Genomic DNA, 18135 nt, shown 5'->3' with positions numbered 1-18135 from the left:
AGCTTCAAGGATGACGTGAATTAGCCGCCGTGATAAATACGCTGCGGCCTCCCCACCTTACCGTGAATAATCTCCGCAATAATCAAATGACGGCTGGCACAGTACTCCAGGTAGCGCCTGGAGGTGGTACGGCTGATAGTGAGCGCCTGGGCGATCGTTTCCGCAGTATGATGTACCGTCGGATCGGCAAATAATTTCAACACCGCATTCAGCGTTAACGCATCAATTCCGGTCGGCAAATCGCCTTTCGGTTCGCCGCGCGCATAAGCATTAAACATTTCATCAATCTGCTTTTGACTGGCGCTGTCATTACCGGCCAACATGCGTCTGCGCTGTTGATAACGCGTCAGCGTCTGTCCCAGGCGCTCGTAGGCAATGGGTTTAACCAGATAATCAAACGCGCCGCTGCGCACGGCCTCGGAGACCGTTTCCATGTCGCTGGCCGCCGTGGTAAACACCACGCCGCCCGGATAACGCGTCTGGGTTAGTTCATGCAACAACGTAATTCCCTTGCCGTCCGGCAAGTAGTTATCGAGCAGAATCAAACCGGGCTTAAAACGCTCAATCATCATCCTCGCTTGCGCAAGATTACCCGCCAGCCAAATCTGGCTGAAGCCGGGTATATGGCGGATATATTCAGCATGCATTTCCGCCAGTAGCGTTTCATCCTCAACGATCAATAGCGTTAATGGTTCCGTCATTATTTTTTTTCACTTTCGGAAGAAATAAAGAAAATAAGGTGCCGCAGGGGGAGTTATCTTCGAGTGTAATCACCCCGTTACAGCGCCTCACATAACTTGCAATCAGATACAAACCGATGCCATGTTCACCTGGTTCATCGGTACGGGTGCTCACACCCTGTTCAAATATTTTTTCACGCAATGCTTCCGGTACACCGCATCCCTGATCGGCAACTTCGATGATCACGTCATCCCCTTCATCGCTCAAATAGAGTTCGACGATCTTGTTGCCTTGCTGGGTGCGCAAGCTCGCTTCAAATGCATTATCAAGCAGATTGCCAACAATTGCTGCAAACTCTGTGCTATCCAGCCCCTCAGGGAGTTGATGCAGTTGACTGCCAGGAACGATAGTCATAGTGAGGCCCAGTTCACGTGCACGCTGCACCTTGCCAAACAACAGACCGGCTACCTGACGATCGGCAAACGCGCCACGCAGGCTGTCAATCAGTTGCTGTTGCGCCTGCGACTCCCCCTGCACCATTGCCAGCACCCGGTCATACTCTTTCATTTGCAGCAGGCCATTAATGGTCGACATCCAGTTAAGGTGTTCATGACGCAGCGTTCTCAGGCTCTCTACATACTGTTTGATCTGCGTTAATTGCGCATTAAGAGTAGCAATTTCATCTTTACTACGAAAACTGATGATTGCCCCAAGCAGTTCATCGCCGGAGCGAATCGCCTCACGGTTAGCGATAACGCTCAGGCCATTAAAGTTCACCATCGCGTCCTGTCGTTTTTCCGCAATCTGCTGGGTGAAAAAGTCAGTCGGCTGAACCACCTCACTAACCGGTTTTCCAAGCCACTTTCGTCCAGGCGAAGACAGTCCCAGCATTTTCCTCGCGCTGCGGTTTATTGCGGTGATATACCCATCAGGGTCCACGGCGATCAAACCTTCATATACCGAGCTGAATAGCGCTTCCTGCTGACGCACTACCCGCGCAATTTGCTTAGGCTCCATCCCCAACATCTGCCGGCGAATATGGGCGGCAAATAACCAGGAGAGCAGCATAAGTACCAGCAACAGCAGGATAAACACCCCTGCCATTGGGAGTAAAAAGTCCGATCGCCAGCTATCGATTTTACTGATCAGATAGCCAATTGAGACCACGCCAATGATTTTGCCATCGTCATCAAAGATGGGCGTTTTGGCGCGCATCGCCATCCCAATCGACCCTTTGCCGGTAATAAAGTAACTTTCCCCTCTTTCCAGCGCGCCGGGTTTGGTGAACTGCATCGGGTAGCCAATTTTTTCCGGATTTGGGTGGTAAAGGCGGACAGAGTTGGTATCCCCGATAACCACATAGTCGAAGTCAGTCCCGCTCTGCAGTTTGTCGGCAATGGTCGCCAGACGCTTGTAATCACGATGCTTCACCGCCGCGATGATACTGTCGTTAGAGGCGATGATTTTGGCCTGGTTCATCGCCATATCGCGGACATGCGTTGCCAGATAATCTTCAAAACTGGCGGTAAAGTATTGTGCTAACGCGGCGATAATAAAAACAGAAACGACCAAAATAAGCAGAAAGATACGCAATGGAAACGCCAGACTGCGAAAAAAAGGAAACCGTGTTTTATTTTTCTGCTCTGCCATATTTCTTCCTCAGCGACGATACCCGAAACTTATTTCTCATTGTAGTTGTAATAAAAATGTTTTATTTGCAAGTCGCGGTATAAAACAGGATCGTTGCAGATTCCCCACCTTAAATCAATTAAACAAATTAAAACCACACGCTATTTCGGAGTTAAATTAATTAAAAAACTTAAAACCATAAAACACATTAAAACCTTCTAACTTATTGTGAAATAAATCAAAAATTACCTCCAAAATACTCCTTACGATGTATGCAGCAGGGAAAAAAAGAAATACTCCGTAATAAAAAAACATTCCCTTCAATTGCAAACAAGAAGTTATCAGGTTGCTAAACAGAGCAACAAAAACAGAAACCCAGTAACAAATATAGCATCGGGGCTCTATTCACTATGTTCGGTAATAATATATTCACGCAAGTTAAACGCTCAGAAAATAAAAAGATGGCGGCTATCGCGCAATTTCTGAAAGAGAATGATTTGAGCGTTGATACAACTGTCGAAGTATTTATCACCGTCACCCGTGATGACCGTCTGATTGCCTGCGGCGGCATTGCCGGCAATATCATAAAGTGCGTCGCCATCTGCGAATCCGTAAGGGGTGAAGGCTTAGCGCTGACGCTGGCGACCGAGTTAATCAACCTCGCCTATGAGCGCCACTGTACGCACCTCTTCATCTATACCAAAACCGAGTACGAGTCGCTGTTTAAGCAGTGCGGTTTTTCTACGCTGACCAGCGTTCCCGGCATTATGGTGCTGATGGAAAACAGCACCACACGTCTGAAACGCTACGCTGAATCACTGGCGAAACAGCGCCATGAAGGGAAAAAAATTGGCTGTATCGTCATGAACGCCAACCCCTTCACCAACGGACATCGTTTTCTGATCCAACAAGCAGCCGCGCAATGTGACTGGCTGCATCTGTTTTTGGTGAAAGAAGATACCTCGCGTTTTCCGTATGAAGACCGACTGGATCTGGTGCTTAAAGGGACAAAAGACATTCCACGTTTAACCGTTCATCGCGGTTCGGAATACATCATTTCCCGCGCCACATTCCCGTGCTACTTCATCAAAGAGCAGAGCGTTATTAACCACTGCTATACCGAAATAGACCTGAAAATCTTCCGCCAGTATCTGGCCCCGGCTCTTGGCGTCACGCACCGCTTCGTCGGTACCGAGCCGTATTGCACCGTCACCTCCCAGTACAACAACGATATGCGCTACTGGCTGGAGACCCCAACGCTTCCCGCCCCACCGATTGAACTGGTGGAAATTGAGCGGCTGTGCTTCCAGGAGATGCCGATTTCTGCCTCCTGGGTGCGCAAGCTGCTGGTTAAAAAAGATCTCACGGCTATCGCATCCCTGGTCCCTGACGCCACGCTGCACTATCTGCAAAGCATGGTTGAGCGGGCCTCATCGGGTGCGGCAGTCCGCCAAAATACCCCCGCATTAGCAACAGGTGAAAAATGAAAATAAACCAGGCAGCCGTCGCAGGCACACTCGAGTCCGGTGATGTGATGATTCGCATCGCCCCACTCGATTCGCAGGATATTGACCTGCAGGTTAACAGTAGCGTCGAAAAGCAGTTCGGTGATGCCATCCGGGCCACCATTCTGGACGTTCTGTCCCGCTACAACGTACGCGGCGTGCAATTAAATGTTGATGATAAAGGCGCACTGGACTGCATTTTACGTGCGCGACTGGAAGCACTACTGGCCCGCGCTGGCGGTATTCCTGCACTGCCATGGGAGGATTGCCAGTGATTAGTGAATCTTTGCAGCAACGTAAAACCCGTACCCGCCGCAGCATGCTGTTCGTACCGGGCGCCAATGCCGCCATGGTCAGCAACTCGTTCATCTATCCGGCAGATGCGCTGATGTTCGACCTGGAAGACTCCGTCGCGCTGCGCGAGAAAGATACTGCTCGCCGTATGGTGTACCACGCGCTGCAGCATCCGCTGTATCACGACGTTGAAACTATCGTGCGCGTAAACGCCCTCGACTCCGAATGGGGCATTAACGATCTCGAAGCCGTGGTACGCGGCGGCGCTGACATCGTGCGTTTACCGAAGACCGATACCGCGCAGGACGTCATCGACATCGAAAGCGAAATCCTGCGTATCGAGAAAGCCTGTGGCCGTGAGCCCGGCAGTACCGGTCTGTTAGCTGCCATCGAATCGCCGTTAGGCATTACCCGCGCGGTAGAAATTGCCCACGCTTCCGAGCGCCTGATCGGTATTGCACTGGGTGCGGAAGATTATGTGCGTAACCTGCGCACTGAGCGCTCTGCGGAAGGGACTGAACTGCTGTTTGCCCGCTGCTCTATTTTGCAGGCGGCACGCTCTGCCGGCATTCAGGCGTTCGACACCGTTTATTCCGATGCCAACAACGAAGCGGGTTTCCTGCATGAAGCCGCACACATCAAGCAACTGGGTTTTGACGGTAAGTCGCTCATCAACCCGCGCCAGATCGAGCTCCTGCACAACCTGTATGCGCCGACACGCAAAGAGCTGGCTCACGCGCGCCTGGTCGTGGAAGCCGCTGAAGCCGCCGCTCGCGAAGGCCGTGGCGTAGTTTCCCTGAACGGCAAAATGGTCGACAGCCCGGTTATCGAGCGCGCCCTTCTGGTTATCTCCCGTGCAGAACTTTCAGGCATTCGCGAAGAATAAGGCAAAAAAATGACGCAGAAAATCGAACAGTCTCAACGCCAGGATCGCGTGGCGACCTGGAGCCGTCATGCAGAAAGTGAGCTTTCCGCTTATCAGAGCACCGCAAAAGTAGAATTACAGGCGCAAAAACCGCGCGACAAAAAGCTGTGCGCTAACCTGGAAGACGCCATTCGTCGTTCAGGTTTACAGGATGGCATGACCATCTCTTTCCACCACGCTTTTCGCGGTGGCGATCTGACGATTAACCTGGTGATGGACGCCATCGCCAGAATGGGCTTTAAAAATCTGACGCTGGCCTCCAGCTCCCTGAGCGACTGCCATGCTCCGCTGGTTGAGCACATCCGTCAGGGCGTAGTCAGCCGTATTTACACCTCCGGGCTGCGTGGCCCGCTGGCGGAAGAGATCTCCCGTGGCCTGCTGGCCGAGCCTGTGCAGGTCCACTCCCACGGCGGCCGTGTACACCTGGTGCAAAGTGGCGAACTCAGCATTGATGTGGCGTTCCTCGGCGTACCGTCCTGCGACCAGTTTGGTAATGCTAACGGCTATACCGGTAAAGCGTGCTGTGGGTCACTGGGCTATGCCCGCGTCGATGCCGAAAATGCAAAACAGGTTGTCCTGCTGACTGAACAGCTGCTGACCTATCCGCATAACCCGGCCAGCATTACGCAGGATCAAGTGGATCTGATTGTACAGATCGATCAGGTCGGCGATGCGGACAAAATCGGTGCTGATGCGACACGCATGACCACCAACCCGCGAGAACTGTTAATCGCCCGTAGCGCGGCAGACGTCATTGCTAACTCCGGTTACTTCAATGAAGGCTTCTCACTGCAGACAGGAACCGGCGGCGCTTCTCTGGCCGTTACTCGTTTCCTGGAAGACAAGATGCGCAGCCGCGATATCCGTGCTGACTTCGCGCTGGGCGGCATCACCGCTACCATCGTTGACCTGCACGAAAAAGGCCTGATTCGCAAACTGCTGGACGTACAGAGCTTTGACCGTAACGCGGCTGAGTCGCTGGCCCGCAATCCAAACCACATTGAGATCAGTGCCAACCAATATGCCAACTGGGGCTCAAAAGGCGCCTCCGTCGATCGTCTGGACGTCGTGGTGCTGAGTGCGCTGGAAGTTGATACCAGCTTCAACGTTAACGTACTGACCGGTTCTGACGGCGTACTGCGCGGCGCATCCGGCGGTCACTGCGATACTGCGGTTGCCGCTGCGCTTTCCATCATTGTCGCTCCGCTGGTTCGCGGACGCATCCCGACGCTGGTTGATAACGTCCTGACCTGCGTAACCCCAGGCTCCAGCGTAGACATCCTGGTCACTGACCACGGTATCGCCGTTAACCCTGCGCGTCCGGAACTGGCTGAACGTCTGAAAGAAGCCGGTATGAAAGTGGTGTCCATTGAATGGCTGCGCGAACGTGCACAGCAGCTCACCGGTCAGCCACGCGCTATCGAATTCACCGACCGCGTGATTGCCGTTGTGCGTTACCGCGATGGCTCGGTGATTGACGTTGTGCATCAGGTGAAGGAATAAGCCATGCGCCTGCTCCCTGAACACGCCACCCAACACGCGGTTTCGATTCCCGAGCTGCTCGCCAGCCGGGATGAGAGACAAGCAAGGCAACATGCCTGGCTGACGCGTCATCACGCGCCACTGGTCTCATTTACCGTGGTCGCACCGGGTCCGATTAAAGACAGCGCATTAACCCGTCGCATCTTTAATCACGGCGTCACCGCCCTGCTCGCGCTGGCGGAAAAATCCACCTGGATTATCAGGGAGCAAACGGCGCTGGTTTCTGCCAGCGGTCCGGAAGGTCTTTTGTCTATTGAAGCCCCGGCCCACGATCTCAAGCTCGCCACGATTGAACTTGAGCATTCACATCCGCTGGGACGGTTATGGGACATCGATGTCCTGACCCATGAAGGGGAAATTCTGTCCCGGCGTCATTTCGCACTCCCTGCCCGCCGCTGTCTGCTGTGCGAGCAAAGCGCTGCCGAATGCGCGCGGGGTAAAACCCACGCGCTTTCCGACTTACTCTCTCAGATGGAGGCTCTGCTGCATGATGCCGATTCCCGCAACATCAACCAATAACGCAGTCCTTCCTCTGGATCTGCCTGACGCTTACGCAACGCTTGCGTGGCGGGCCATGTTGACTGAAGTCAACCTGTCGCCCAAACCGGGTCTGGTGGATCGTATTAACAACGGCGCACATAAAGATATGGCGCTGGAAGATTTTCATCGCAGCGCTGAGGCAATTCAGGCCTGGCTGCCGCGTTTTATTGAATATGGGGCGTTTAGCGCACAGCTGTCGCCTGAAGATGTGTTGAAAGGACTGCGCCCACTGGGCATGGCCTGCGAAGCCGATATGTTTCGCGCCACCGAGGGGGTAAACACCCATAAAGGGAGCATCTTTTCACTGGGGCTGCTGTGTGCCGCCATTGGCCGCCTGCACCAGCTCCAACTGACTGTTACCGCTGAAACCCTTTGCTCTACGGTAGCAACATTTTGCCGTGGCCTGACCGAGCGCGAACTGCGCCAGAACAATCAACAACTCACGGCTGGCCAACGTCTTTATCAGCAACTGGGATTAACCGGCGCACGGGGCGAAGCCGAAGCGGGATACCCGCTAGTCATCCAGCATGCCCTGCCGCACTACCGCGCACTGCTGACTCAGGGCCGCGATCCTGAACTGGCGCTACTCGACACGTTATTGCTGCTGATGTCGATCAATGGCGACACCAACGTGGCTTCACGTGGCGGCGCAGAAGGTCTGCGCTGGCTACAGCAGCAGGCCACAACTCTTTTGCAGCAAGGGGGGATTCGCACCCCTGCCGATCTCGAATACCTGCGCCAGTTCGACCAACAGTGCATTGAACGCAACCTCAGCCCAGGAGGCTGCGCCGATCTGCTGATCGTCACCTGGTTCTTAGCTCAGATTTCACAAGTTCATCATTATCACAATTAAAGATCCTTTCCGGAGAATCACACACATGTCTTTAGCAAAAGATAAAATATGGAAATTACTGGCCCCATTGGTCGTAATGGGCGTCATGTTTCTTATCCCTGTCCCTGATGGAATGCCCCCGCAGGCCTGGCACTATTTTGCCGTTTTCGTGGCAATGATTGTCGGGATGATCCTGGAGCCAATCCCGGCAACAGCGATAAGCTTTATCGCCGTAACGATCTGCGTCATCGGCAGCAACTATCTGCTGTTTGATGCTTCAGAGCTGGCCGATCCGGCGTTTAAAGCGGGTAAGCAAGCGCTTAAATGGGGTCTGGCAGGCTTCTCCAGCACTACCGTGTGGTTGGTGTTTGGCGCGTTTATCTTCGCGCTGGGCTATGAAGTCACCGGTCTGGGTCGTCGTATCGCGCTGTTCCTGGTAAAATTCATGGGTAAGCGCACCCTGACGCTGGGCTACGCGATTGTCATCATCGACATTCTGCTGGCGCCGTTTACACCGTCCAACACCGCGCGTACCGGTGGTACCGTATTCCCGGTTATCAAAAACCTGCCGCCGCTGTTTAAATCATTCCCAAACGATCCGTCCGCGCGCCGTATCGGCGGATATCTGATGTGGATGATGGTAATCAGTACCAGCCTGAGCTCCTCTATGTTCGTTACCGGTGCTGCACCTAACGTGCTGGGTCTGGAATTCGTCAATAAAATTGCCGGTATTCAAATCAGCTGGTTGCAATGGTTCCTCAGCTTCCTGCCGGTTGGTATTATTTTGCTGATCGTTGCTCCGTGGCTGTCCTATGTTCTGTACAAGCCAGAAGTTACTCACAGTGCTGAAGTTGCCGCCTGGGCTGGTGATGAACTGAAAACCATGGGTAAACTGACGCGTAAAGAGCTGACCCTGATCGGTCTGGTTCTGCTCAGCCTGGGTCTGTGGGTCTTTGGCGGTAAACTGATTGATGCGACCGCTGTGGGTCTGCTGGCAGTCTCGCTGATGCTGGCGCTGCACGTTGTCCCGTGGAAAGACATCACCCGTTATAACAGCGCATGGAACACCCTGGTTAACCTCGCCACGCTGGTCGTTATGGCGAATGGTTTAACCCGCTCAGGCTTCATCGACTGGTTCGCCAACACGATGAGCTCGCACCTGGAAGGCTTCTCGCCTAACGCGACCGTGATCGTTCTGGTGCTGGTGTTCTATTTTGCTCACTACCTGTTTGCCAGCCTTTCCGCACACACCGCCACCATGCTGCCGGTTATTCTGGCCGTCGGTAAAGGCATCCCGGGCGTTCCGATGGAACACCTGTGTATCCTGCTGGTACTGTCCATCGGTATCATGGGCTGTCTGACTCCGTATGCAACTGGCCCTGGCGTTATTATCTACGGCTGTGGTTATGTGAAGTCCAAAGACTACTGGCGTCTGGGTGCTATCTTCGGCGTTATCTACATCTCTATGCTTCTGCTGGTCGGCTGGCCGATTCTGGCAATGTGGAGCTAATCATTCGGGTTCCCGCCTGATGAAAATGATGCCAGTCAGCTAAACCTGACTGGCATTTTTTATGATTAAATAGATGATATTCAGAATTTATATAAGTATCCGAAATCATCATGACATCAACATGGCGTTATTCTTCGCTGCTGGCAGCACTTCTGCTCCCAGTTTCTGTAGCTCAGGCCGACGAACTTCAGGCAAAACAGTACGCTGATTTTGACAGCTACGTGCTGGCCCTCTCCTGGCAAACCGGATTTTGTCAGAGCCAACACGAGCGAAATCGTCAAGAGCCCGCCGAATGTCGTCTGCAAAAAGAGAGCGCGGACAAAGCAGATTTCCTGACCGTTCACGGTTTATGGCCCAGCCTGCCAAAATCCATCGCCGCCCGTGGAGTAGACAACCGCCGCTGGATGCGCTTTGGCTGCGCGACTCGCCCTATTCCCAACCTGCCTGAAGCGCGCGCCAGCCGTAAATGCGCGGCTCCCGAAACGGGCCTGTCGCTGGAAAGCGCGGCAAAACTCAGTGCCGTAATGCCCGGTGCCGGCGGGAGATCCTGTCTGGAACGTTACGAATATGCCAAACATGGCGCCTGTTTCGGTTTTGATCCCGACGCATACTTCGGCACGATGGTACGGATGAATAATGAGGTTAAGAACAGCGAGGCTGGCAAATTCCTCGCTGAAAACTACGGCAGAACCGTCAGCCGCAGCGCATTTGACGCCGCCGTCGCTAAAAGCTGGGGCAGAGAGAACGTTAAAGCCGTGAAGCTAAGCTGCCACGGCAATCCGGCCTATCTCACAGAAATCCAGTTGTCCCTGAAAGCCGACACCATTAACCAGACGTTATCCGCACAGTCATTCTTACCGCAACCGCATCCGGGTAACTGCGGTAAACAGTTTATTATCGACAAAGTGGGATACTGAAAATAACGACCGGCGCGGCAAACTGGCGTCGGTCCATATGGTTAGCGTTTTGAACGAGCATCCGGGCGAACTAAATCAAAGCGGTGTGTTTCACTGATCGAATAATACGCCGTTGGCCCGCCCGCACGCAGTACCGGTTTTGCTTTCGCCGTCTGGTAGATGCCGCCTTCCAGTAGCGTTTCATCAATATGAATGCCCACCACTTCTCCCAGCACCAGCCAGGTTTCAACAGGCGAACCATCAGCGGTGGTCAGTTGCAGGCTTTGCGATAAACGACACTCAAAATTGACCGGGCTTTGCGCCACCCGCGGCACGCTGACTATCCGACTATCTGCCTTACTAAGCCCGGCGGCAAAAAACTCATCCTCGCCGTGAGGCAAGCTGGCTGACGTTTCGTTCATTGCACTGGCCAACTCAAGAGTCGTCAGATTCCAGACAAACTCACCGGTGTCGATAATATTCTGCACGCTATCTTTCCAGCCGCTGCTGGCGAAACCGATAATCGGCGGATGATAATTAAAGCAGTTAAAGAAACTGTACGGTGCAAGGTTATGCCGACCGTCGCTGTCGCGGGAGGCAATCCAGCCAATAGGGCGCGGTCCAATGATGGCATTCAGCGGGTCATGCGGTAAGCCGTGTCCTTGTGATGGTTGATAGAAATACATAGTGTTCTCTGTTGAAGTTAACATCAGCGCAGCACAAATTATGCTTCGCTCATCTCCCTGGAAAAAGAAGATCAGCGTAGAACAATCCGCTAAAGATTACGATTGAATAAAGTTGAGCAGATCGCCGTTGATCTGTTGTTTATGGGTAGTGCAAATGCCATGCGAACCGCCAACATACACCTTCAACTGCGCGTCAGGCAGTATTTCCGCCGCAACCTTTCCGCAGGTTTCAAACGGGACAATCTGATCGTCATCACCATGGATCACCAGCGTCGGGATAGTCATCCTTTTGAGATCCTCACGCAGGTCAGTTTCTGAAAACGCGTGAATACAGTCGTACAACGCTTTGATGGAACCTTGTAAGCCCTGTTCAACAAAGCTTTCACGAACGGCTTTCGACGCATTTACGCCCGGGCGGTTGTAGCCATAAAATGCAGCGGTCAGTTCATAGAAGAAAGCAGCGCGATCGTTTATCACTCCCTCACGGATGCCATCAAACACCTCTTTCGGCACACCATTTGGGTTAAAGTCGGTCTTGATCATTATGGGCGTCACCGCGCCGATTAACACCGCTTTGGCTACCCGCTGCGTTCCATGGCGACCAATGTACCTCGCCACCTCCCCGCCCCCGGTAGAGTGTCCGACATGTACGGCATCTTTAAGATTGAGATGCGCGGTAAGTTCAGCCAGATCGTCAGCATACTGATCCATATTGTGACCATCCCAGGGTTGGGCTGAACGCCCATGCCCACGCCTGTCATGGGCGATCACCCGAAATCCTTTCGACCCGAGGAACAGCATCTGATCCTCAAACGCATCTGCCGTCAGCGGCCAGCCATGGCTAAAGACGATAGGCTGTCCACTTCCCCAATCTTTAAAATGCAAATAGCTGCCGTCTTTCAAGGTAAGTTTGTCGTACTGGCTCATGAGATCTCCTGTCGCGGAACACTGAGTTGTTTGACGCGCCCGCAGCGAGCGCTTAAAAAGCATAATGCAAATTGGAGAACGATCGCGTTTTTCGGCTAAAATCACACCATACGCAACAATATTGATGATTTGCCTGAATGTGAACTAAATCACTTCAAACCAGGGGTAAGTCTCAGTATCATCATAAAAGCTAAACCCTTGCCGCCTGACGGTGAGGGTTTTCTTTTGGGATTATTTACCTGCGCACCCGCAGTATCGACGACATGGAGTAACAAATGTCCAGACCAACTATCATCATTAACGACCTCGATGCGGAACGCATTGACCGCCTGTTGGAGCAACCTGCGTTTGCTGGTTTACCGATTGCCGACGCCCTGAACGCCGAGCTGGATCGTGCCCAAATGTGTTCACCAGAAACCATGCCGCACGATGTCGTGACCATGAACAGCCGCGTGAAATTCCGCAATCTGAGTGATGGCGAAGTCCGTGTGCGTACCCTGGTGTATCCGGCCAATATGACTGACAGCAGCACACAGCTTTCGGTAATGGCACCTGTTGGCGCTGCACTTCTGGGCCTGCGCGTTGGCGACACCATTCACTGGGAACTACCAGGCGGGACCTCAACACACCTCGAAGTCATTGAGCTTGAGTACCAACCTGAAGCTGCGGGCGACTACCTGCGCTAACTCTGTCTTATCAAAGCCACTCGCTTTATCTTACAGGGGATGCATCCGCATCCTCTTTCCGGTTAGTCCCCAGTTCCTGACTCTCTCCTTATCTCCTGTTCGCAAAACATAAATCTGTGTCGTGACTGACAGAATCATTTTTAATACTATGCTGATATGTGTTCATGTAATGACAAGGAGAATGTTTATGTACAACACAATCATAATGCCTGTTGATGTATTCGAAATGGAACTGAGCGACAAGGCTATTCGCCATGCAGAATTTCTGGCACAGGAAAACGGGGTTATCCATCTGCTGCATGTGCTGCCAGGCTCAGCAAGCTTAAGCCTGCACCGCTTTGCAGCCGATGTCCGTCGTTTTGAAGAGCATCTACAACACGAAGCGGAAACCCGTCTGCAAACGATGGTCGGTCACTTCAGCATCGATCCTTCCCGTATTAAACAACACGTCCGCTTTGGCAGCGTACGTGACGTCGTCAACGAGTTGGGTGAAGAGTTGAATGCGGATGTGGTCGTCATTGGATCGCGCAACCCATCAATCAGCACTCATCTGCTCGGCTCAAACGCTTCCAGCGTTGTTCGCCACGCTACTCTGCCAGTGCTAGTTGTACGTTAATAGCCTCTAATTTGCTAAAGAAAACCCCTGCCAGGTTAACGCCTGACAGGGGTGACCATGAAAACGTAATGCAGGTTGATATAATAAAGAAAACGCCTCATCTTTCTTTGATGAAACTAATGATCAGACTCATTAAATGAATGTGTTACGCGGTTTATTGTTTCAAGAATTGACAATCTGAAAGCGTGGAAATAAAAAACCGCCAGCGGATGGCTGACGGTTTTGGCATTGCAGGTGTGTCTTACTTTTTTTATGCTACTGTCGTGCGAATCAGATAATCAAACGAACTCAATGAGGCCTTCGCGCCTTCACCGGTCGCGATGATGATCTGCTTATACGGTACGGTGGTGCAGTCACCAGCGGCGAAAACCCCCTTCACGCTGGTTTCGCACTTGGCATCGATGATGATTTCACCCATGCGATTACGCTCGACGGCACCTTCCAGCCAGTTGGTGTTTGGCAGCAGACCTATCTGTACAAAGATACCCGCCAGTTCCACACTGTGAACGTCGCCACTCACGCGGTCGCGATACTCCAGGCCGGTGACTTTGCTGCCATCGCCTTTCACTTCTGTCGTTTGCGCATTCAGAATAATATCGACGTTTTTCAGACTGCGAAGCTTATTCTGCAGCACCTGGTCAGCCTTCATTTCAGGTGCGAACTCCAGCAGCGTCACATGTTCAACAATGCCTGCCAGATCAATAGCAGCTTCAACACCGGAGTTGCCGCCACCAATCACTGCAACGCGCTTGCCTTTAAACAGCGGGCCATCGCAGTGCGGGCAGTAGGTTACGCCTTTGGTGCGATACTGATCTTCGCCCGGAACGTTCATGTTGCGCCATTTCGCACCGGTGGCAATGATAATGCTGCGTGCTTTAAGCACCGCGCCGGATGCCGTTTCAATCTGATGTAAACCGCCTTCCTGCGCCGCCGGAACCAGCTTACTTGCGCTCTGGCTGTCGATCACATCAACATCATAGTCATCAACGTGTGCTTTCAGCGCGCCCGCCAGTTTCTGGCCTTCGGTTTTCGGTACCGAGATGTAGTTTTCAATATCAACGGTATCAAGAACCTGACCGCCAAAACGTTCGCCCATCAGACCGGTGCGAATACCTTTACGTGCAGAGTACACTGCCGCTGCCGCCCCCGCAGGACCGGAACCGACAATCAGCACGTCATAAGCATCACGTTTGTTCAGCTCTTGTGCCGCACGTTTTTCTGCGCCGCTATCTACTTTCGCCACGATCTCAGTCAGCGTCATACGCCCCTGACCGAACTCTTTGCCGTTCATATACACCGCCGGAACGCCCATCACGTTGCGATCGGTAATTTCGTTCTGGAATGTACCGCCGTCAATCGCCGTATGCTTGATGCGTGGATTCAGTACCGACATCAGGTTCAGCGCCTGTACCACGTCCGGACAGTTATGACAGGAAAGCGAATAATAGGTTTCAAACTCAAAATCACCGTCGAGATCGCGGATCTGCTCCAGCAACGCCTGCGCCTCTTTTGATGGATGACCACCGGTCCACAGCAGCGCCAGCACCAGGGAGGTAAACTCATGGCCCAGCGGAGAACCGGCAAAGCGCGGCCCCTGGTGAGAACCTGGATTAGTGATCAGGAACGATGGCTTGCGTACCGCCAGAGTATTGTCTTCTTTAAAGGTGACTTTTTCTGACAGTTCAGCAATTTCAGTCAGCAGTTCCTTGATTTCTGCCGATTTGGCGCTGTCATCCAGCGTAGCAATCAGCTCAACAGGTTTGGTCAGTTTCTCAAGATAAGCCTTGAGCTGGGTTTTCATATTTGTGTCGAGCATTCTTCTTCCCTCTCTGAAAACATCATCATGCAAGCCGACTTTGCGGGACTGCATTAATGCAACTTGCGTCATGGTGCTGGAATGAAACAGGCGCAAACTGCGCCTGTGGAATGGCCGGATGCACTGCGTTTATCCGGCCGACAAATTATGCGACTTAAATCTTACCGACCAGATCTAAGGATGGAGCCAGGGTCGCTTCGCCTTCTTTCCATTTCGCCGGGCAAACTTCACCTGGGTGAGAGGCAACGTACTGTGCGGCTTTAATTTTACGCAGCAGGTCAGACGCATCACGGCCGATACCTTCAGCGGTAACTTCGATTGCCTGGATGATACCCTGCGGGTCTACAACGAAGGTTGCGCGGTCAGCCAGACCTTCATCTTCACGCATGTTGTCGAAGTTACGGGTCAGGGCGCCAGTCGGGTCGCCGATCATCGCGTATTTGATTTTCGCGATGGTGTCAGAGCTGCTGTGCCACGCTTTGTGGGTGAAGTGGGTGTCAGTAGATACGGAATAGACATCTACGCCCAGTTTCTGCAGTTCTTCGTAATGGTCAGCCACATCACCCAGCTCGGTCGGGCAAACGAAAGTAAAGTCAGCCGGGTAGAAGAAGAAGACGCTCCAGCGACCTTCGGTATCTTTCTCGGTTACTTCGATGAACTCACCGTTTTTGAACGCCTGGTTTTTGAAAGGTTTAATTTTGGTATTAATCAAAGACATCTGTACTTCCTCCGTGTTTTCGTTGAGAGATAAGTTAACGAAAATCTCTTCGCAGGGCTAATGCGTTTCCTTTATCAAATCAATAAGCGTTAACTAACAACCCACTCAAACTCATGTTGTGAACCTAAAGATAAAAGTAAAAAAGGCCCCCTTTGCAGGGAGCCTCATTACCCGAGCTACCCGCAGGTAACGTCAGTGCCAGCAGGGCTGGCTATGTGTTGCGCTCTACATTACCTTAACAAAGGTCGTAACAGCGATTGGGATTACATCACCCCACTCAAGAAAGGGCAATCGACAGACGGTCGATCTTACCTATGGCTGCGATAGGTTTTGCAACTTAGCCCCCTTTCCTTCTGATTTTATAAGGAAAATCAATGTTTAAACGTACCTTACTCTTAACCCTGCTTCCTGCCGTGGTGCACGCCGAAGAACTTCCTGCTCCCGTTAAAGCTATTGAGAAACAGGGCATTACTATTCTGAAACCCTTCGACGCGCCGGGTGGAATGAAGGGCTACCTGGGAAAATACCAGGATATGGGCGTTACTATCTATGTTACGCCTGACGGTAAACACGCCATTTCCGGTTATATGTATAACGAAAAAGGTGAAAACCTCAGTAATGCGCTGATAGAAAAAGAGATCTACGCCCCTGCCGGGCGCGAAATGTGGCAGCGAATGGAAAAAGCATCCTGGATTCTGGACGGGAAAAAAGAGGCTCCGGTCATTGTCTACGTGTTTGCCGATCCCTTCTGTCCCTATTGCAAACAGTTCTGGCAGCAGGCTCGCCCGTGGGTGGACTCAGGTAAAGTTCAGTTGCGCACATTACTGGTTGGCGTAATTAAACCCGAAAGCCCGGCTACCGCCGCAGCGATTCTGGCCGCAAAAGATCCGGCCAAGACCTGGCATGACTATGAGGCATCCGGTGGGAAAATGAAGCTACAAATCCCGACTTCCGTCTCACCGGAGCAGATGAAAGTGTTGAATATCAATCAAAAGTTGATGGATGATTTAGGCGCCAACGTCACGCCGGCTATCTATTACATGAGTAAAGACGATACGTTACAACAGGAAGTCGGCTTACCGGATAAGGAGAAATTAAACATTATCATGGGTAATAAATAAATGTGAAAAAATGAGTGGTTGTTATCATTCCCATGTCAATCACTCATTTAAATTAACTTTTTTGGTCAAAATTACGCAACATGTGCTATTTTTAGTTTAAATTAATAATTCATTAAGCACACAAACATAAATCACAAGAATATTCACAACTTAAAATATTTCAGAATTAAATTTTTCAAAACATGACCATCACAGGAAGGTATGTATGGCTAACCTCTATGACCTTAAAAAGTTCGATCTCAATCTATTGGTTATCTTTGAGTGTATTTATCAACATTTGAGTATCACTAAAGCTGCCGAAACTTTGTATATCACCCCCTCTGCCGTTAGCCAGTCACTGCAACGGCTACGCACACAATTTAATGACCCACTGTTTATCCGCTCCGGAAAAGGCCTAACGCCAACGATTATGGGGATTAACCTCCATCATCATCTTGAGAAAAACCTCAACAGTCTGGAGCAGACACTAAACATCATGAATAACTCCAGTCTGAAGAAAAAATTCGTTATTTACTGTCCACAACTGCCAACCATTATCAACATCGAGGAAGTTATTCATTTTCTCAGAGAAGACTCGCATGTCGAAATTGAGCACCATAACATACTGATCACTGCTGAAAGCACGGAAAATCTGTTGGCTTACAGAAAAGCAGATTTAGTCATTGCTACCGCTCCAGTGAGTAATCGTTCGATAATATGCTCGCCATTTAAAACTGCTGATACAATATTAGTTTGCAACAAAAACCATCCGAGAATTAATGGAGAAAGTACGCTTGAAACAATATTAAAAGAACAGTTCACGCAACTTATCTCTGAAGATCCTGGCGTTAAAGAATACTGGCAAAAAACCAGCGCATTGCTGGCTAATCGAGATATTGGCTTCCGCAGCGACTCATTAATAACGATCATTAATATTATTTCAAACACAGATATCATAGGTCTGTTACCAAGAGATGTTTACGAACAATATATCGGCTCATTTAATTTAAAAGAGATCCGTATCGATATCCCCTTACCCAAAATAAATTTATTTTTGATGTATAACAGAGCGTCACTCAACAATACTGGCTTCGTTAATTTAATTAATAAAATAAATGATAAAAATGACCAAAGGACTAACAAGTAGAGCTTTACCTATTCATTTTATATTTTTATGAATGAAGGCAATTCAAAATAACCATGAATGTATTAAAACGTTGCACCTGGAAAAA

18 protein-coding genes are annotated in these 18135 nt (G+C 51.1%); 12 read left to right on the top strand and 6 right to left on the bottom strand.

Annotated elements, in window-relative coordinates:
- Positions 1-20 precede the first annotated feature (20 nt).
- Positions 21-701: a two-component response regulator DpiA gene (gene dpiA / locus OGV52_RS04505; protein WP_016152226.1), complete on the bottom strand. Its 681-nt coding sequence runs from the start codon at positions 699-701 to the stop codon at positions 21-23.
- On the bottom strand, positions 670-2331 hold the full coding sequence (gene dpiB, locus OGV52_RS04500) for a sensor histidine kinase DpiB (RefSeq protein WP_046274583.1): 1662 nt from the start codon (positions 2329-2331) through the stop codon (positions 670-672). Before dpiB ends, dpiA begins: the two co-directional genes overlap by 32 nt.
- Positions 2332-2720: 389 nt before the next feature.
- Here dpiB and citC point away from each other — a divergent pair, with 389 nt between their 5' ends.
- The 8 genes from citC (at position 2721) to rna (ending at position 10375) form a co-directional block, all read left to right on the top strand.
- The gene (gene citC / locus OGV52_RS04495) at positions 2721-3797 is read left to right on the top strand and encodes a [citrate (pro-3S)-lyase] ligase (RefSeq protein WP_016152224.1); all 1077 of its coding nucleotides are present in this window, start codon (positions 2721-2723) and stop codon (positions 3795-3797) included.
- Positions 3794-4090 (top strand): citrate lyase acyl carrier protein, encoded by a 297-nt coding sequence (citD, locus tag OGV52_RS04490; protein WP_003831276.1) that lies wholly within the window; start codon positions 3794-3796, stop codon positions 4088-4090. The genes citC and citD overlap by 4 nt, the downstream gene beginning before the upstream one ends.
- A complete protein-coding gene (locus OGV52_RS04485) occupies positions 4087-4995 on the top strand; it encodes an aldolase/citrate lyase family protein (RefSeq protein WP_019076252.1) in 909 nt (302 codons plus the stop codon). The genes citD and OGV52_RS04485 overlap by 4 nt, the downstream gene beginning before the upstream one ends.
- 9 nt (positions 4996-5004) lie before the next feature.
- The gene (gene citF / locus OGV52_RS04480) at positions 5005-6537 is read left to right on the top strand and encodes a citrate lyase subunit alpha (protein ID WP_016152222.1); all 1533 of its coding nucleotides are present in this window, start codon (positions 5005-5007) and stop codon (positions 6535-6537) included.
- 3 nt (positions 6538-6540) lie between these two features.
- Positions 6541-7095: a citrate lyase holo-[acyl-carrier protein] synthase gene (gene citX, locus OGV52_RS04475; protein WP_287108142.1), complete on the top strand. Its 555-nt coding sequence runs from the start codon at positions 6541-6543 to the stop codon at positions 7093-7095.
- Positions 7064-7969, top strand: coding sequence for a triphosphoribosyl-dephospho-CoA synthase CitG (gene citG, locus OGV52_RS04470; RefSeq protein ID WP_047501763.1), 906 nt, complete (start codon positions 7064-7066; stop codon positions 7967-7969). The genes citX and citG overlap by 32 nt, the downstream gene beginning before the upstream one ends.
- Before the next feature lie 25 nt (positions 7970-7994).
- Positions 7995-9458: a citrate/succinate antiporter CitT gene (citT, locus tag OGV52_RS04465; protein ID WP_016152219.1), complete on the top strand. Its 1464-nt coding sequence runs from the start codon at positions 7995-7997 to the stop codon at positions 9456-9458.
- Positions 9459-9568: 110 nt separating this feature from the next.
- Complete coding sequence (gene rna / locus OGV52_RS04460; RefSeq protein ID WP_200046388.1) at positions 9569-10375, top strand: ribonuclease I; 807 nt, start codon at positions 9569-9571, stop codon at positions 10373-10375.
- Positions 10376-10416: 41 nt separating this feature from the next.
- On the opposite strand, the gene OGV52_RS04455 is transcribed toward rna, so the two are convergent.
- Both OGV52_RS04455 and OGV52_RS04450 read right to left on the bottom strand, forming a co-directional pair.
- Positions 10417-11040: a flavin reductase family protein gene (locus tag OGV52_RS04455; protein ID WP_016155958.1), complete on the bottom strand. Its 624-nt coding sequence runs from the start codon at positions 11038-11040 to the stop codon at positions 10417-10419.
- 96 nt (positions 11041-11136) lie between these two features.
- Positions 11137-11967 (bottom strand): alpha/beta fold hydrolase, encoded by an 831-nt coding sequence (locus tag OGV52_RS04450; RefSeq protein ID WP_053388577.1) that lies wholly within the window; start codon positions 11965-11967, stop codon positions 11137-11139.
- 275 nt (positions 11968-12242) lie between these two features.
- Here OGV52_RS04450 and rnk point away from each other — a divergent pair, with 275 nt between their 5' ends.
- Positions 12243-12653, top strand: a complete 411-nt coding sequence (rnk, locus tag OGV52_RS04445) for a nucleoside diphosphate kinase regulator (RefSeq protein ID WP_005120853.1) — start codon at positions 12243-12245, stop codon at positions 12651-12653.
- Between the two features lie 187 nt (positions 12654-12840).
- Positions 12841-13269, top strand: a complete 429-nt coding sequence (gene uspG, locus OGV52_RS04440; protein ID WP_016152215.1) for a universal stress protein UspG — start codon at positions 12841-12843, stop codon at positions 13267-13269.
- Positions 13270-13519: 250 nt separating this feature from the next.
- Here uspG and ahpF read toward each other — a convergent pair whose 3' ends face one another.
- Positions 13520-15085 carry an alkyl hydroperoxide reductase subunit F gene (gene ahpF, locus OGV52_RS04435; protein ID WP_016152210.1) on the bottom strand — a complete coding sequence of 522 codons (1566 nt, stop codon included), beginning with the start codon at positions 15083-15085 and terminating at the stop codon, positions 13520-13522.
- Positions 15086-15239: 154 nt separating this feature from the next.
- Positions 15240-15803, bottom strand: a complete 564-nt coding sequence (ahpC, locus tag OGV52_RS04430; RefSeq protein WP_004859485.1) for an alkyl hydroperoxide reductase subunit C — start codon at positions 15801-15803, stop codon at positions 15240-15242.
- A 374-nt stretch (positions 15804-16177) separates the two neighbouring features.
- On the opposite strand from ahpC, the gene dsbG reads away from it, so the two are divergent.
- Both dsbG and citR read left to right on the top strand, forming a co-directional pair.
- Positions 16178-16924 (top strand): thiol:disulfide interchange protein DsbG, encoded by a 747-nt coding sequence (gene dsbG / locus OGV52_RS04425; protein WP_049282448.1) that lies wholly within the window; start codon positions 16178-16180, stop codon positions 16922-16924.
- A gap of 205 nt (positions 16925-17129) precedes the next feature.
- Positions 17130-18050 carry a DNA-binding transcriptional repressor CitR gene (citR, locus tag OGV52_RS04420; protein ID WP_287108141.1) on the top strand — a complete coding sequence of 307 codons (921 nt, stop codon included), beginning with the start codon at positions 17130-17132 and terminating at the stop codon, positions 18048-18050.
- Positions 18051-18135: the final 85 nt, after the last annotated feature.

Source organism: Citrobacter sp. Cb041, from assembly GCF_030336655.1.
Lineage (GTDB): Bacteria > Pseudomonadota > Gammaproteobacteria > Enterobacterales > Enterobacteriaceae > Citrobacter > Citrobacter braakii.
Note: the sequence above shows the minus strand (reverse complement) of the source record. Positions and strands in the feature narration are given on the sequence as shown.

Excerpts from the sequence above, each read along its gene's own strand:
- dpiA (WP_016152226.1), bottom strand. The coding sequence starts at position 701 with ATGACGGAACCATTAACGCTATTGATCGTTGAGGATGAAACGCTACTG.
- dpiB (WP_046274583.1), bottom strand. The coding sequence starts at position 2,331 with ATGGCAGAGCAGAAAAATAAAACACGGTTTCCTTTTTTTCGCAGTCTG.
- citC (WP_016152224.1), top strand. The coding sequence starts at position 2,721 with ATGTTCGGTAATAATATATTCACGCAAGTTAAACGCTCAGAAAATAAA.
- citD (WP_003831276.1), top strand. The coding sequence starts at position 3,794 with ATGAAAATAAACCAGGCAGCCGTCGCAGGCACACTCGAGTCCGGTGAT.
- citF (WP_016152222.1), top strand. The coding sequence starts at position 5,005 with ATGACGCAGAAAATCGAACAGTCTCAACGCCAGGATCGCGTGGCGACC.
- citX (WP_287108142.1), top strand. The coding sequence starts at position 6,541 with ATGCGCCTGCTCCCTGAACACGCCACCCAACACGCGGTTTCGATTCCC.
- citG (WP_047501763.1), top strand. The coding sequence starts at position 7,064 with ATGATGCCGATTCCCGCAACATCAACCAATAACGCAGTCCTTCCTCTG.
- citT (WP_016152219.1), top strand. The coding sequence starts at position 7,995 with ATGTCTTTAGCAAAAGATAAAATATGGAAATTACTGGCCCCATTGGTC.
- rna (WP_200046388.1), top strand. The coding sequence starts at position 9,569 with ATGACATCAACATGGCGTTATTCTTCGCTGCTGGCAGCACTTCTGCTC.
- OGV52_RS04455 (WP_016155958.1), bottom strand. The coding sequence starts at position 11,040 with ATGTATTTCTATCAACCATCACAAGGACACGGCTTACCGCATGACCCG.
- OGV52_RS04450 (WP_053388577.1), bottom strand. The coding sequence starts at position 11,967 with ATGAGCCAGTACGACAAACTTACCTTGAAAGACGGCAGCTATTTGCAT.
- rnk (WP_005120853.1), top strand. The coding sequence starts at position 12,243 with ATGTCCAGACCAACTATCATCATTAACGACCTCGATGCGGAACGCATT.
- uspG (WP_016152215.1), top strand. The coding sequence starts at position 12,841 with ATGTACAACACAATCATAATGCCTGTTGATGTATTCGAAATGGAACTG.
- ahpF (WP_016152210.1), bottom strand. The coding sequence starts at position 15,085 with ATGCTCGACACAAATATGAAAACCCAGCTCAAGGCTTATCTTGAGAAA.
- ahpC (WP_004859485.1), bottom strand. The coding sequence starts at position 15,803 with ATGTCTTTGATTAATACCAAAATTAAACCTTTCAAAAACCAGGCGTTC.
- dsbG (WP_049282448.1), top strand. The coding sequence starts at position 16,178 with ATGTTTAAACGTACCTTACTCTTAACCCTGCTTCCTGCCGTGGTGCAC.
- citR (WP_287108141.1), top strand. The coding sequence starts at position 17,130 with ATGGCTAACCTCTATGACCTTAAAAAGTTCGATCTCAATCTATTGGTT.